Source organism: Kitasatospora sp. NPDC001603 (assembly GCF_040298365.1).
Classification (GTDB): domain Bacteria; phylum Actinomycetota; class Actinomycetes; order Streptomycetales; family Streptomycetaceae; genus Kitasatospora.
In genome coordinates this window covers 94,070-106,630 of sequence record NZ_JBEPAA010000025.1, presented here as the reverse complement: position 1 = coordinate 106,630, position 12,561 = coordinate 94,070, and the positions used below count along the sequence as shown (strand labels likewise).

The window sequence follows — 12,561 nt, the reverse complement described above, 5'->3', positions numbered from 1 at the left end:
CGTGCCCCGGGCCCGCGGGCCCGGGGCACGGCCATGGCCGGTGTTGGACGGTCGGCTTCAGCGCGGCGCGGTGATGGTGCGGGGTGTCGGGCCGCGGTGGCCGGTCGCGCGTTGCCGAACAGGAGCGCTGACGACGACAGGGGCCACCAGTGGCCGGGGAGGGGGAGCTCGCCGGTCGTCGCGTTGCAGGCCTCGACGGGGAAGGCGTCGGCGAGGCGTGCACCGCTCCTCGCCGGCGAGTCGTGCGCCGAGGACGCCCTGGCCGTGGTCAGGGCGCGTTCGGCCCTCGGGCTGTTCTGGTGGCGGCCGTGGATGCGGTCGCGGTCGAGGCGGGTGTGCCGGGTCGTGGCCGGGGCGGCCCTGCTGCGGGGTCGGGGCGGCCGAAGAGGAGGTCGTAACCCGGGGGGAGTTGGAGCAGGAGGCGGTGGGTGAGGTCGTCGCCCGCGGCGTCGGCGACGACGCTGAGGACGGCGCTGACGTCCCAGGCGGCGGTCGCCTCGCTCGCGCCGGGGATCCAGGCGGCGGTGGCCCGTACGAACCGTTCCGCGTCCAGGGGCTGGGCGGCCTGTAGGGGGTTGAGGAGGACCAGGGCGAAGGTCTCCGGGAGCCGGGCCGCCAGCTCGGCCCGGTCGCGGCCGGCGACGTGGGCACCGAGCAGGGCCAGGACCACGCGGGCGGCCTGATCGGCCTCGCGGGGTGTGGGGTACTCGCCGCGTTCTCGGACCTGGGCCAGGAACGCCTCGGGTCGAAGAGTCATCGTGGTTGCCTCTCCGGATGCGTGGGTGGGCGGTTGGGCCTGGGCGCGGGTTGCTGCCGTTCGCGGGCCCGGCGGCGGTGGGGTCGGGGTCCGCCGGTCAGGCGCCGTCCCAGGCCGGTGGGCCGCAGGATCCGGGTGACCGGGTACTGGGGCCGCGTAGCGCCGGGTGGTGGCCGGTGCTGTCGGCACGGTTGCGGGCGGCGCCGTGGGTCGGCGACCACCCGGGGCCGGCCCTTCCCCGCTGACGCCCGGGCGGGCGCCGGAGGGGGTGCCGCCCTGCGCGGCCCGGGGGTGCAGGGCGCAGGGCGGCAGGCTCAGGAGGTCAGGCGCGGATCTGCCTGGGGGCCGGACCCTGGGCGGTGACGGAGATCTTGCGGGGCTTGGCCTTCTCCGCGACCGGGATGCGCAGGGTCAGCACGCCCGCGTCGTAGTCGGCGCTGATGCCCTCCGGGTCCAGGGTGTCGGAGAGCATCAGCTGGCGGGAGAACACGCCCAGCGGCCGCTCCGAGAGCTCCATGCGCGCGCCCTCGGCCTCCGGGCGCGGGCGCCGCTCCGCCTTGACGGTCAGCATGTTCCGCTCCACGTCGATGTCGATCGCCGCCGGGTCCACCCCGGGAAGGTCGAACGCGATCACGTACTCGTCGTCGGCCCGGTAGGCGTCCAGCGGCATCGGGGCGGGCCTGCTCCAGGTCCCGCTCTGGGTGACGAGCTGCTGGGTCAGACGGTCCAGCTCGCGGAAGGGGTCGGTGCGCATCAACATCGCGAAACACCTCCAGTGGTCCAGGCAACCAAGTGCCAATGCGCTTCACCTGACACCGTTGTAGCATGTCATCCATTCGATGACAACCGCTGATGTCTCCGAAAGGGTGACGCCAGGAGGGAGCGGTCGCGCCGGATGCGGGCCGCCGCCGGTCCCGGCCGGTGTGGGCTCCGGGTGCGGACCGCCGGCCCCGGCCCTCGCGCGGGGAGAAGACTGCCTCCTCGGTACGCACCGGAAAATCTATGCCCGCTGAAGTAGACATTGCCTGGCGTCGTGGTTACTGTTTCTCCCGTAGACGCGGTCAAGCAGTACCCGCCAGACACGAACTGGCGGGCAGCAGTACGCAAGTTCGCAGGTCGGCGCGGTTGCAGGGTCCTGAAGCCAGGGATGTGCGGTAAGGCAACAGGACCGGCGGCCGCTCCGGGCGGCCCGCAGGTATCAGGGGCCGCCACCCAGCGTTACCGCAGTTCAGCAAGTGCATGACCCGAAGGTGAAGTTGAGTTGGGCAGTACCAGCAGTCGCAGGACGCGGTATCCCAGCAAAGGCGCCAGGACTGCGGGCGCGCGTGCTGGGAGGTCCGGGCAGTGGGGTTCCAAGCCGAGCAGGTGAGCACGACGGGCGACGGGGCTGGCTGCCGGACCGGGCGGACCATCAGGACCGCCGCGGCAGTAGTTGGCAGTACAGCAGTAACCGCAGTTCGCAGGGACAGAACCCGGGTAGTGCAGAGGATGAACGGAGGGACGTAGCGCCATCAGGATCGCCCGGCCCGTGAGGCAATGCACCGGGCGGAATCCGAGGACCCCGAGGCAAGGACGGTGGTTTCCGGTCACGCATACGCGATCCCCGCACGCCCCCTCAGCCGGGGCGAGGCGGACTCAAGGAACCCGGCCATAGGGCCGGAAGATGGTGTAAAACCCTTCGGGGCCCCGGGAGCCTCAACGGCCCCGGGGCCCCTCAGCGCGTCCCCGGACACAACAAGAAGAGGTGCAGTGACCACGGCAACCATCCGACCGCATACCCCCGACACCCCCGACCGTCTCGACGACGACGACTACCCCGCCTACACGATGGGCCGCGCCGCCGAGATGACCGGCACTACACCCGGCTTCCTACGCTCCCTCGGCGACCAGGGCCTCATCACCCCCCTGCGCTCCGAAGGCGGCCACCGACGCTACTCCCGCTACCAGCTGCGCATCGCGATGCGCGCGCGTGACCTCGTAGACCAGGGCACCGCCATCGACGCAGCCTGCCGCATCGTCATCCTGGAAGACCAGCTCGAAGAAGCCCTGCGTATCAACGACGAGCTCCGCCGCTCCCAGCAGGGCCAGGCCCCCGACGCCGATACCTGACCGTCTGCCCCGCCCGGCCGACGAGACCGGCCCGCGGTGGGCGACAAGCGCTCACCGCAGGCCGCCCGGCCGCCCGTCTGAGACTAACGCCGCCGGCCGTCGATCCTGGATCGCGGAGCGTGCTCTCCTGCGCGGGCCGGCCGCAGACCCCGCCTCACCCGTGCGAGCTGTCCGTGACCACCGGGTACGACGGTTTCGTCGTCATTCCCGAGCCCACGCCCCGACAGGCCCATCCACCCCCGTCGCGCCAGGGTCAGGACGCCTGCCCGGCGGCGATGACCGGCCCACTTCCGCCGACCGGACCGCGCCTGTCTCCCGGCCGGCTCTGCCCGGGACCCGCCCGTAGGCGGTTCGCCCACGCGGGTGGTCCGCCGGGCCCCCGGCCACTACGGTGTGATGTGCCCCCGCACGCGGGCCGTCAGGTCAGATTCCCGCTTCGCGGGCGCACCCCGGGCCGCCGAGAGCGGGGCCGCAAGGAGTGAACGGTGACCGTCTCCGAGGAGAGTCGACCTCCTGCCCTCGATGTCCGCCTGAGGCCGGACGCGGGCGACGTGGTGCTCGACGCAGCGGGCGACCTCGACCAGACCACCGGTCCACTGCTGAGCGCCGCCGTGGAGAGCGTCCTGGACGCGCCGGCCGTTCCCGGGAAGCTGGTGGTCGACATGTCCCGGGTCGCGTTCTGCGACTCCGGGGGCCTCAACGCCCTCATCCGCGCCCACCTGCGCGCCCGCGAAGCGGGGTCGGAGCTTCACCTGCTGCGTCCGACCGCACCCGTCGCGGCTCTGCTGCGTCGTACCGGCGTGGACCAGGTCCTGCTCGTGGGCGCGGACCCTGCGGCGGCCTTCACCCAGGAGAGCATGCCCGGGTTCGCGTGAGGTCGCACCGCCGCGGAGCAGCGCCCCGCGGGGAGAAGGCCGCCGGTGGCCGGGGCAGCGGGGACGCGGGTAGCCCGAGGCTGCTGAGCCCGGTGGGACTTCGTGTCGGCGGGCATGCCCGGCGTGGCGAACGGGGCCCGGTGCGCTGTGAGCACCGGGCCCGGCGGGAGCTACGCGGCGAGGGCCACGCGCCCGGGCGCGCGGCGGCGGCCGGAGGTGCCCCGGTTGTCGCGGCCCGCGGCAGACCGGGTGTCGCCGGAGCCGCCTGCGGGGCGGCCGCGGCGGCCACGGCTGGTGGACGCGCTGCGGCGGGGGCGTTCGGCGACGGGGTCGGCGATCACGGTGGGGATGCCGGTGGGCACGCGGGCGCCGGTGATGCGGGACAGTTCCTCGTCGCCGGCGGCGACCCGGGTGGTGACGGGGGTGATGGCGGCCGTGGTCATCATCCGGGCCATCTCGCGGCGCTGGTTGGGGAGCACCAGCGTCACGACGGTGCCGGACTCGCCGGCCCGGGCGGTGCGCCCGCCCCGGTGGAGGTAGTCCTTGTGGTCGTTCGGCGGGTCCAGGTTGACGACGAGGTCCAGGCCGTCGACGTGGATGCCCCGGGCGGCGACGTTGGTCGCGATCAGGGCGGTGACCTGGCCGGTGCGGAACTGCTCCAGGGTGCGGGTGCGCTGGGGCTGGGACTTGCCGCCGTGCAGGGCCGCGGCCTTCACGCCGTTGGCGAGCAGCTCGTCGACCAGGCGGTCCGCGCCGTGCTTGGTGTCGATGAACATGATCACCCCGCCGTCACGCGAGGCGATGTGGGCGATCGTGGCGTTCTTGTCGAAGCTCTGGACGTGCAGCACGTGGTGCTCCATGGTGCTGACCGCTCCGGCGGACGGGTCCACCGAGTGGGTGACCGGGTCCTTGAGGAAGCGGCGTACCAGGCGGTCGACGTTGCGGTCCAGGGTGGCGGAGAAGAGCATCGTCTGGCAGCCCTCGGCGACCTGCTCAAGGAGCTCGGTGACCTGCGGCAGGAAGCCCATGTCGGCCATCTGGTCGGCCTCGTCGAGCACGGTGATGCCGACGCCGTCGAGCTGGCAGTCGCCGCGCTGGATCAGGTCCTTGAGCCGCCCGGGGGTGGCTACCACGACCTCGGCGCCGCGGTTCAGTGTCTGGGCCTGGCGGCCGATCGACATCCCGCCGACCACGGTCGCCATCCGCAGGCGCACCGCGTGGGCGTAGGGGGTGAGGGCGTCGGTGACCTGCTGGGCGAGTTCGCGGGTGGGGACCAGGACCAGGGCCAGCGGGCGGCGCGGCTCGGCTTTGCGCCCGGCGGTGCGGGCCAGGACGGCGAGGCCGAAGGCGATGGTCTTGCCGGAGCCGGTGCGGCCTCGTCCGAGGACGTCGCGGCCGGCCAGCGAGTTCGGGAGCGTCGCGGCCTGGATCGGGAACGGCGCGGTGACGCCCTGGCGGGTGAGGACCGACAGCAGCGCCTTCGGCATGTCCAGCGCGTCGAACGCTTCGACGGCCGGCAGCGCCGGGGTGGTGCTGACCGGCATCGCGAACTCGCCCTGCGGGGACGAGCCCTGACGGGAGCCCCGGCCGCCGGAGGAGTACCGGCCGCCGGCGGGCCGGTCGCCGTAGAAGGAGCTGCCGCCGGAGCGGGAGCCCGTGGAGGAGCGGGAGTTGGCGTTCTGGTACGAGGAGCGACTGGAGCGGTTCATGTGGGAGACCTTCCTCAGGGCGGCACGTCACGAGGAAGGCTCCGTGGCGCGGAGGCGCCGGCGGAGACCGCAAGGGAACGGGCCGAAAGTGTGACGGGCGGAGCGTGGACGGTAGAACCGTGCGGCACGTCACCTACGGTCGGCGCTCACCGCGAAGGGGGCGGGAGCGAAGAACCTCGAACCGTGAGATCTCACGGCAGGGCGCCGATCCGGACGCGGCGCTGGGCGTCTCGCGCGGGGATGGCCGCCGGTGGCGGAGCCAGGGGCCTGAACGGCCTTGGGATGCGCGTCGTGGCGCAATGCCGAGGGGCCCGCACCGGGCATCAAGTACGCGGTGCGGGCCCCTCGCTACCAGGCGGGTGCCGTGGCAGAAACTACAGCGGACGAATGTTCTCGGCCTGCGGGCCCTTCTGGCCCTGCGTGACGTCGAACTCGACCTTCTGGCCCTCGAGCAGCTCGCGGAAGCCGTTGGCGTTGATGTTCGAGTAGTGGGCGAAGACGTCGGGGCCGCCACCCTCCTGCTCGATGAAGCCGAAGCCCTTTTCCGCGTTGAACCACTTCACAGTGCCATTAGCCATAAAGAAATCTCCTTCAAGGGGCTGTCCGAAGCACGCACCGTGCGTGCTTCGAGTCGCCGCGATGAGCACCCACCCGGGGAAGAACCGGGAAACAAAAATGCGCCTGCGATACATCAGCAGGCGCACACAAAGTTCATGGGAACCACTACTGCAACTAAGAGCGACTCTAGCAGGTCACGGCCTCCCGTGGTGGATTTCTTCACCTCCGGTTGTGCGACAGCCTTCCTCGGGGCCCGCCGGACCCGAGCTCGCCGGATCACCAACGCCCTTCTATGGAAGGCCAGTTGACAAAGCATCGGCACCCCCGTCGGCACCGGTGTCCCCCGGGAGAATGTGTCCCGCTACTGGCGGGCACCCTGGTTCCTCCGGCAGCGCCGTAAACGTGACGTACCCCGCCCACCTTGCAATCCAAGGCGCCGGGCGGCGTACACGGCATTCCGTCCCCCGAAATCGAATGCGCCGGAATAGCCTCGTGCCCGCGCTTTCCGGTGCGTACCGCGGAACGCGGACCAGACACCGGTGCGCTCGCCACCGGAGGGGCGGCTGGCTGACGTGCCGCACGGCGGCCACGGCTTCGACTGCGACGAGCCGACGGAGGAGTCCCTGCGGGGCCGTTGAGCGGGCGGGGGCGTGACCGGGCATCGGGGGGCTGAGGTCGGCAGGGCCTCTCCCGGAGCGTTGCGCCGTGCCGATTGGCAGGGTTCAACGCCCCGGGAGGGCGGCCCCGTTCATGCCGATCGGCACATGTGCGGGAGGGGGTGGCGAGGCGAGGGTTAGGGGCATCAGGACGGCGGCCGACGGGGCCGCCTGGAGGAGGGAAGCCCACCATGTTCCGTATGCGTAGCCGTGCCCGCGTCAGCGCCCGTGTCGTCCGGGGTGCCGCCGCTGCCGGGCTGGCCCTTGCCGGGCTCGCGGGGATCGCTCCGGCGTCGGCCACCGGTACCACCGGCCCCGCTGCGGGCCCGTCCGTGCCGCAGGACGGGCGGCCCGGTCGTCCTGCGAGCGTCAGTGGTACGGCCCGTATCTGGTACGCGATCACTCCGGACGACGAGATCCGGTTCACCCTCGATGCCTGGGCGGAGCCGTACACCCGCCCCTTGCCGGGTACCCAGGCGTCCGAGGGGCTGCCCACCGACGCCCGGGGCACCATCCGCTACTCCCACCGGAGGGCTGCCACCGGGGAGGTCTACAGCGCCGAGGCGGAGGTGGACTGCCTGAGCACCGGCGGCCCGGTCGCCACGCTGACGGCTGTCGTCACCAGGTCGGACGTGGGCAACACCGGCGAGCGGATAGGCCTGAGCGTCTACCAGGGCACCGGGCACGGCGACGGTCGGCTCGGGTTCTCCTGGGGCGTGGCGAACATGGACACGGGGGCCGACGGGAAGCCGTACCAGCCGGTGGTCGGCACCTGTATGGCGCCGGCGCCGTTCGCCCCGGTCCTGCGGGGTGGCTTCACCGTCCACCACACCGAGTTGGAGGCACCGAAGCCGGCCGGACGGTAGCCGGGCGGCCCGCCCCGGAGATGGTCAGGCGGACCAGACGAGGAGGCCGTGCCGGTAGCGGGCGGCGGCGGTGATCGGGACACGGGATCCAGGCCGACCCGAACAGGGCGTAGCGGGCGCCGCGTGTCCCGTGGTCGAGTGCGTCGGCGGGAGACGCGCCAGGGCCACCGTGACCTCGCGGGCGGTAGGGGTGCCGAGCGGCTCCTCGGGTGGGCAAGGAGGCCTGCTCGGGCGAAACGGCGCCGCGGCCCCTCCGACGTCCGGGGCGCGGCTCACCTGGACGGGTGCGCTGGGCTGGCCACGGCGTGTGACTCGGCAGCAGCCTGCGGTTATGGAGCAAGCAACGGCACAGCGAACCGATGCCCCCGGCCGCCCAGACGGCGGGGAGCCCGGGAGTGGGCGGCGGCGAGTGGCCCTACGGGTCGACGAAGGCCTCCTGGTCCTGGCGGCGGCCGTCCTCGACGACGGGGTGCCGCTCTTCGACCGGCGGTCCGGCGATGCGGCCGCGGAGGTGGCGCGTCGTCTGCGGTCCGCAGTCGGCCGGCCGTCGCAGACGCCGGACCGCCAGCACCTGGCCGTGGCTGTCGAGAACGCGCTGCGCGACCGTTCCGGCAGGCCGCGGAGTGTCGTGGAGGCGGCGACGGTGGAGGAAGCGGTCGCGTGTCTGCGGAGTGTGGAATCGGCGCTGGCGGGCGAGGCGCTCGGTCGGGCCTGCCGACGTCTGTGGGAGGCCCTGTACCTGTGCATCCCCTTGACGACGATCCTCTCCCGGCCCGCGTGGCCGCCCGCCGCGGGCTTCGAGCTGGCTGACGCGCCTCCGCTCGGGTGAGACGCGCCCGCCGGTCCGGGCACGGTCCGGGCACGGCGGGAAGCGCTCCACGGGTAGAGGGGGAGCGGCCCGTCCACGGCCCAGGGGGAAGACAGCCCTCGCCGACGCGGAGACTCTTCCCCGACTGCGCCACGCCTGTGCGCCCGAACTGTGTCCGTGCTGATCAGTCGGGTCGCAGCAGGTCGTGGAGGAGCTGCAGGGCGGCGAGGACCGCGTCGTTCTGGATGTCGTTGCGGTGCCCGGAGCGCGGCTCGGGCTGGGTGGTGATCGTGGCGTGCGGGGCGGCGACGGCCACGAAGACCGTGCCCACCGGTTGGCCGTCCTGCGGGGCGGGGCCGGCGACGCCGGTGGTGGCCAGGCCGTAGGTGGCCCGGGTGAGGGCGCGCACGCCCTGTGCCATCTGGGCGGCCACCTCGGGATGGACGGCTCCGACCTCGCCGACCAGGGCGGCATCGACGTGCAGCAGCCCGGTCTTGAGGTCGGTGGCGTAGGCGACGACTCCGCCGAGGAACGTCGAGCCGGAGCCGGGCGCGTCCGACAGCGCCATGGCGAGGCGGCCGCCGGTGAGGGATTCGGCCGCCGCGACGCTGTGGTCGGCGGCGGCCAGCGCGGAGGTGATCTGTCGGACCAGGACGCCGGCCGGGTCGAGCCCGCGGGAGCCGTCCTGGCCGCCGTGTCCGGTGCGGCCTGTGTCGGGGGGCATGGGGATCTCTCAGGCAAGGATCAGGTCTCGACCACGACGCGCAGGGACGCGAGTTCGGGGTCGGCGCTGTCGGGGACGAGCATGCCCGCGTCGACGCCGCTGCGCAGGTAGTCGATCACGTCGTCGTTGAGGCGTTCGCCCGGGAGGGCGGCGGGGATGCCCGGCGGGTAGGGGGTGAGCATCTCGGCGGTGATTCGGCCGGACGCCTTCTCGATGGGTACTTGTTCGGTGGGGCCGAAGAACGCGTCGCGAGGCAGCATGACCTGCTCCAGGCGCAGGTCCCCGGGGGCGGGAATGTGGATTCGGGGCGCCGGCCGCAGATCCGGGGCGCTCTCGGCCAGTTCGGTCAGTGCGCGGATGAGGGTGTCGGCGGTCGTGGTGTCGTCGGCGTGGGTGAGTTGGGCGCTGACGCGGCGGTGGTCGCAGACGTGCAGGGTGATCTGGTGGTGGGAGCGCAGCCAGTCGGCGGCGCGGTAGCCGGTGGTGCCGAGTGCGGAGATGTCGACGATGACCTGGAGCGGGTCGAGGTCGGCGGCGAGGCCCGGTGCGCAGAAGTCGTCGCGGCCGTGGACGTGCAGACCCTCCAGGGCTTCGATCCGGGCGCGGGTCGTGTCGGCCAGGTCGAGGGTGCGGTCGTAGAGGGCGCGGCCGTGCTGGACCATCTGGCGGCGCCAGCCGTCGAGAGCGGCGTAGATCAGGGTGGAGGGGCTGGTGGTGCCGAGCAGGTCCTCGCGCTGCTTGAGGACGGCCGGGTCGATCAGGTCGCCCTGCAGGTGGAAGACGGAACTCTGCTCCAGGGCCGATCCCATCTTGTGGACGGAGGTGACGCACACGTCCGCCCCCGCGTCCATCGCCCAGCGCGGCAGCCGGGGGTGGAAGGGCAGGTGCGCGCCCCAGGCCTCGTCGACGATCAGCGGTTTGCCGCGGTCATGGCACACCCTGGCGACCGCCTCCAGGTCGGCGCATGTCCCGTAGGGGGTGGGCGAGGTCACCAGGGCGCCGCGGGCGTCCGGGTGTTCGTCGAACACCGCCTTGAAGGACCCGGCGGTCGGGGGGTGCGCGAGGTGCAGGTCCGCGTCCCACTGGGGATCGACCCACAGCGGCCGGATCCCGGCGACGATGAGTCCGGCGACGACGGACTTGTGCACGTCCCGGCCCACCAGCAGCGTCTCGTGGGGACCGGCGACGGCGAGCATCGCGGCCTTCACCGACAAGGAGCTGCCGCAGGTGGAGAAGAACGTGTGGTCGGCACCGACGGCCTCCGCCATCAGTTCCTGGGCGTGCTGGAGGATGCCTCGCGTATCGAGGCGGTCGTCCAGGCCGCCCGTGGCCAGGACGTCCGCGCGGAAGACGCCCGTGCCCAGGGTCTCCAGTACGCGGGGGTCGGCGCCGCGGCCCTGCTTGTGGCCGGGCGGGGTGAAGGCGGTCAGCGGGTTGGCGTGGAATGCCGCGAGGCCTTCGAGTACCGGTGCCTGGGACTGGTCCATGCCGCGCGTCTTCCCACCGGTCGGGGCAGGAAACGGGGTGGCGCCGGAGCCGGCGCAGGTCCACGGGACGGACGCGGGCCGGGCGGCGTCCGCACCCGGGTGCCGGGGGTGCGCGCACCCTCCGCTCCCCCCACCGGGCGACGGGGCTGGTCCGGATGCCACCGTGGGGGTGCGACGGACCGTCCCTGCGGCCAGGTTGAGGAGATGGACATCGTCACCGTGCTGGAGCCGGACACCCCGACCAACATTCGGCTCCTGGAAGCGGACTTCGCCCCGGCCGATCCGCAGGGCCCGGTGCGCCGCGCACACGCCGCCCCGGCGGAGGCCTCGGGCGTCTGCGGCCCCCTCACCCTGTGCGGCCTGGACACCGGCGAGATGACCCTCGCCCCGCACCGACCCACCGACCCCGACCAGCCCTGGCGCCAGGCGCGCTGGAACACCTGCTACACGTGCCGGACAGCCGAGCAGAGCGCCGGGCCGGCCGCTCAGGACCGTCGTGACGACGGCTCCCGTCCGGCGGGAACGACGGCCGGCTGACGGGGCCGCACGCACGGCGGCGGGGCGCCCGCTTCACGCGTGCGCCCCGCCGAGCCTGATCTGCGGATGTGACCTACCAGCGGTACCAGCGGTGGCGCCGGCCCGAGGAGTGCGTGCCACGGGCCACGAAACCCACCAGCCACAGCACGAGTACGGCAATCGCCACCCACCAGAGAATCTTGAGTGCGAACCCGGCGCCGAAGAGCAGCAGGGCCAGCAGGAGAACGAGAAGAAGGGGAACCATCGGAACCTCCGCAGTCGGTGTCGAGCAACCGGTTGCCCCGGGGTCGCACGCATATTCACCCGAATCCTTCCGGCAAGCCGGGGTAGAGGGGCCCGTTTGGCGCAGGGGGCCCCACCGTTTCGGCGCCTCCCGGGCCCGGCGGGCTGCCGCGGTGCCCGTTTGGCGCAGGACCGCCCGGGCAGGCGCGCGGTACCCGAAGAGGAGGAGCCATGGACGACATCCCCCAGGGCGGCTCCGGCGGAGTGCCCGGTCACCACCACGACGACCCCGGCCACCCCGGGACTCCCGACAGCCCCGCGACCCCGGACGGTCCGTCGGACGGCCGCGGCCGGGAGGCGAAGACCGTCCGCGCCGGCCAGCCGGTCGCCGAACAGCGGATCGACCGGAAGGCCGATCGGCAGGAGAGCGGCGATCGGGAGCAGTCCACGAGCGACCGACCCGACGAGTGATTGCACCCCTGGCCAGGGGCACAGTGAAAGCTGTCAGCCGGCGCACGGCCAGCGGGACATGAGGACCGAAGAGGGACCCGACCCGATCCCGTGAGCAAGGACCGACCGACGTCATCGTCAGGGCACCACCAGCGGACTGTGCGGATCCGACCTGCACCTGTACGAGGTGCTCCGGCCGTTTCCGGCGACCGGGCCGCCGGCGCTTCGGTGGGCCCCAACCGGGCCACTGACCCGGCCGGCCGGGGCGCCCGCGTTGCCGCGCGCGCCCCGGAGGGGCCCGGCACGATGGAGGGGTGCAGACCTTCCTGCCCTACCCGGACTTCGCTGAGTCCGCCGCGGTGCTGGACCCGAGGCGGCTCGGCAAGCAGCGGGTGGAGGCCCCTCCAGGTGCTTCGCGGGCTGACCGTCCCCGGGTACGGCTGGCGCCACCATCCGGCCGTCGGGATGTGGGCCGGGTACGAGGAGGCGCTCGTCCGGTACGGGTTGGAGATGTGCCGGGCCTGGACCGCCGAGGGGCGCCGGGACACCTGTGCGGACAGCCTCCGGGACGGCCTGCCGGAGCGCGCCGGGTCGCCCGCCGTGCGCTCGCAGGCGGAGCTGGCGGGTGCGGGAGAACTCCCTCCGTGGCTGGGAGCCGCGGAGTTCCACGCCAGCCACCGGTCCGCGCTGCTCCGCAAGGACCCGGCCTTCTACCGGGCCCGCTTCCCGGACGAACCGGACGACCTGTCCTACGTATGGCCCGCATCCGACCGTGCGCGCCGGGTGTGAGGCGGGCCACCGCC

At 73.2% G+C, this 12,561-nt stretch carries 12 protein-coding genes and 3 pseudogenes; 8 read left to right on the top strand and 7 right to left on the bottom strand.

Translation table 11 applies throughout. The annotated features are described in order from the left end of the window. Positions 1-358: 358 nt before the first annotated feature. Positions 359-757 (bottom strand): annotated as a pseudogene (locus ABT263_RS18075) (DUF2267 domain-containing protein); the annotation flags it as partial. Between the two features lie 322 nt (positions 758-1,079). Beyond that, the gene (locus ABT263_RS18070; RefSeq protein ID WP_352291365.1) at positions 1,080-1,517 is read right to left on the bottom strand and encodes an Hsp20/alpha crystallin family protein; all 438 of its coding nucleotides are present in this window, start codon (positions 1,515-1,517) and stop codon (positions 1,080-1,082) included. A gap of 1,067 nt (positions 1,518-2,584) precedes the next feature. On the opposite strand from ABT263_RS18070, the gene ABT263_RS18065 reads away from it, so the two are divergent. Both ABT263_RS18065 and ABT263_RS18060 read left to right on the top strand, forming a co-directional pair. After that, entirely contained in the window at positions 2,585-2,866 is a 282-nt protein-coding gene (locus tag ABT263_RS18065) for a helix-turn-helix domain-containing protein (RefSeq protein WP_329492399.1), read from the top strand. Between the two features lie 485 nt (positions 2,867-3,351). Next, complete coding sequence (locus ABT263_RS18060) at positions 3,352-3,741, top strand: STAS domain-containing protein (RefSeq protein WP_352291364.1); 390 nt, start codon at positions 3,352-3,354, stop codon at positions 3,739-3,741. A 170-nt stretch (positions 3,742-3,911) separates the two neighbouring features. Here the strand turns inward: ABT263_RS18060 and ABT263_RS18055 are convergent, their stop codons facing one another. Together ABT263_RS18055 and ABT263_RS18050 are read right to left on the bottom strand one after the other, a co-directional pair. Then, complete coding sequence (locus tag ABT263_RS18055; RefSeq protein WP_352291363.1) at positions 3,912-5,450, bottom strand: DEAD/DEAH box helicase; 1,539 nt, start codon at positions 5,448-5,450, stop codon at positions 3,912-3,914. A 374-nt stretch (positions 5,451-5,824) separates the two neighbouring features. Next, positions 5,825-6,028: a cold-shock protein gene (locus ABT263_RS18050; protein ID WP_030918248.1), complete on the bottom strand. Its 204-nt coding sequence runs from the start codon at positions 6,026-6,028 to the stop codon at positions 5,825-5,827. An 836-nt stretch (positions 6,029-6,864) separates the two neighbouring features. Between ABT263_RS18050 and ABT263_RS18045 the strand changes: the two genes are divergently transcribed. Both ABT263_RS18045 and ABT263_RS18040 read left to right on the top strand, forming a co-directional pair. Continuing rightward, positions 6,865-7,530, top strand: a complete 666-nt coding sequence (locus ABT263_RS18045; protein WP_352291362.1) for a hypothetical protein — start codon at positions 6,865-6,867, stop codon at positions 7,528-7,530. Between the two features lie 409 nt (positions 7,531-7,939). Further along, positions 7,940-8,359 carry a hypothetical protein gene (locus ABT263_RS18040; protein WP_352291361.1) on the top strand — a complete coding sequence of 140 codons (420 nt, stop codon included), beginning with the start codon at positions 7,940-7,942 and terminating at the stop codon, positions 8,357-8,359. Positions 8,360-8,522: 163 nt separating this feature from the next. On the opposite strand, the gene ABT263_RS18035 is transcribed toward ABT263_RS18040, so the two are convergent. After that, complete coding sequence (locus ABT263_RS18035; RefSeq protein ID WP_352291360.1) at positions 8,523-9,062, bottom strand: CinA family protein; 540 nt, start codon at positions 9,060-9,062, stop codon at positions 8,523-8,525. Positions 9,063-9,082: 20 nt separating this feature from the next. Next, complete coding sequence (locus ABT263_RS18030; protein ID WP_352291359.1) at positions 9,083-10,549, bottom strand: aminotransferase class I/II-fold pyridoxal phosphate-dependent enzyme; 1,467 nt, start codon at positions 10,547-10,549, stop codon at positions 9,083-9,085. Positions 10,550-10,753: 204 nt separating this feature from the next. Between ABT263_RS18030 and ABT263_RS18025 the strand changes: the two genes are divergently transcribed. Then, complete coding sequence (locus ABT263_RS18025; RefSeq protein WP_352291358.1) at positions 10,754-11,086, top strand: hypothetical protein; 333 nt, start codon at positions 10,754-10,756, stop codon at positions 11,084-11,086. A 73-nt stretch (positions 11,087-11,159) separates the two neighbouring features. Here ABT263_RS18025 and ABT263_RS18020 read toward each other — a convergent pair whose 3' ends face one another. Next, positions 11,160-11,330, bottom strand: a complete 171-nt coding sequence (locus tag ABT263_RS18020) for a hydrophobic protein (protein ID WP_329485246.1) — start codon at positions 11,328-11,330, stop codon at positions 11,160-11,162. 209 nt (positions 11,331-11,539) lie between these two features. Between ABT263_RS18020 and ABT263_RS18015 the strand changes: the two genes are divergently transcribed. From ABT263_RS18015 to ABT263_RS18005, 3 genes and pseudogenes are all read left to right on the top strand, one after another. Next, complete coding sequence (locus ABT263_RS18015; RefSeq protein WP_352291357.1) at positions 11,540-11,779, top strand: hypothetical protein; 240 nt, start codon at positions 11,540-11,542, stop codon at positions 11,777-11,779. A 58-nt stretch (positions 11,780-11,837) separates the two neighbouring features. Next, positions 11,838-11,972: pseudogene (locus ABT263_RS18010) on the top strand (glutathione-dependent formaldehyde dehydrogenase); the annotation flags it as partial. Between the two features lie 100 nt (positions 11,973-12,072). Continuing rightward, positions 12,073-12,547: pseudogene (locus tag ABT263_RS18005) on the top strand (MSMEG_6728 family protein). Positions 12,548-12,561 lie beyond the last annotated feature (14 nt).

Excerpts from the sequence above, each read along its gene's own strand:
- ABT263_RS18020 (WP_329485246.1), bottom strand. The coding sequence starts at position 11,330 with ATGGTTCCCCTTCTTCTCGTTCTCCTGCTGGCCCTGCTGCTCTTCGGC.
- ABT263_RS18025 (WP_352291358.1), top strand. The coding sequence starts at position 10,754 with ATGGACATCGTCACCGTGCTGGAGCCGGACACCCCGACCAACATTCGG.
- ABT263_RS18035 (WP_352291360.1), bottom strand. The coding sequence starts at position 9,062 with ATGCCCCCCGACACAGGCCGCACCGGACACGGCGGCCAGGACGGCTCC.
- ABT263_RS18065 (WP_329492399.1), top strand. The coding sequence starts at position 2,585 with ATGGGCCGCGCCGCCGAGATGACCGGCACTACACCCGGCTTCCTACGC.
- ABT263_RS18070 (WP_352291365.1), bottom strand. The coding sequence starts at position 1,517 with ATGTTGATGCGCACCGACCCCTTCCGCGAGCTGGACCGTCTGACCCAG.
- ABT263_RS18030 (WP_352291359.1), bottom strand. The coding sequence starts at position 10,549 with ATGGACCAGTCCCAGGCACCGGTACTCGAAGGCCTCGCGGCATTCCAC.
- ABT263_RS18050 (WP_030918248.1), bottom strand. The coding sequence starts at position 6,028 with ATGGCTAATGGCACTGTGAAGTGGTTCAACGCGGAAAAGGGCTTCGGC.
- ABT263_RS18055 (WP_352291363.1), bottom strand. The coding sequence starts at position 5,450 with ATGAACCGCTCCAGTCGCTCCTCGTACCAGAACGCCAACTCCCGCTCC.
- ABT263_RS18045 (WP_352291362.1), top strand. The coding sequence starts at position 6,865 with ATGCGTAGCCGTGCCCGCGTCAGCGCCCGTGTCGTCCGGGGTGCCGCC.
- ABT263_RS18015 (WP_352291357.1), top strand. The coding sequence starts at position 11,540 with ATGGACGACATCCCCCAGGGCGGCTCCGGCGGAGTGCCCGGTCACCAC.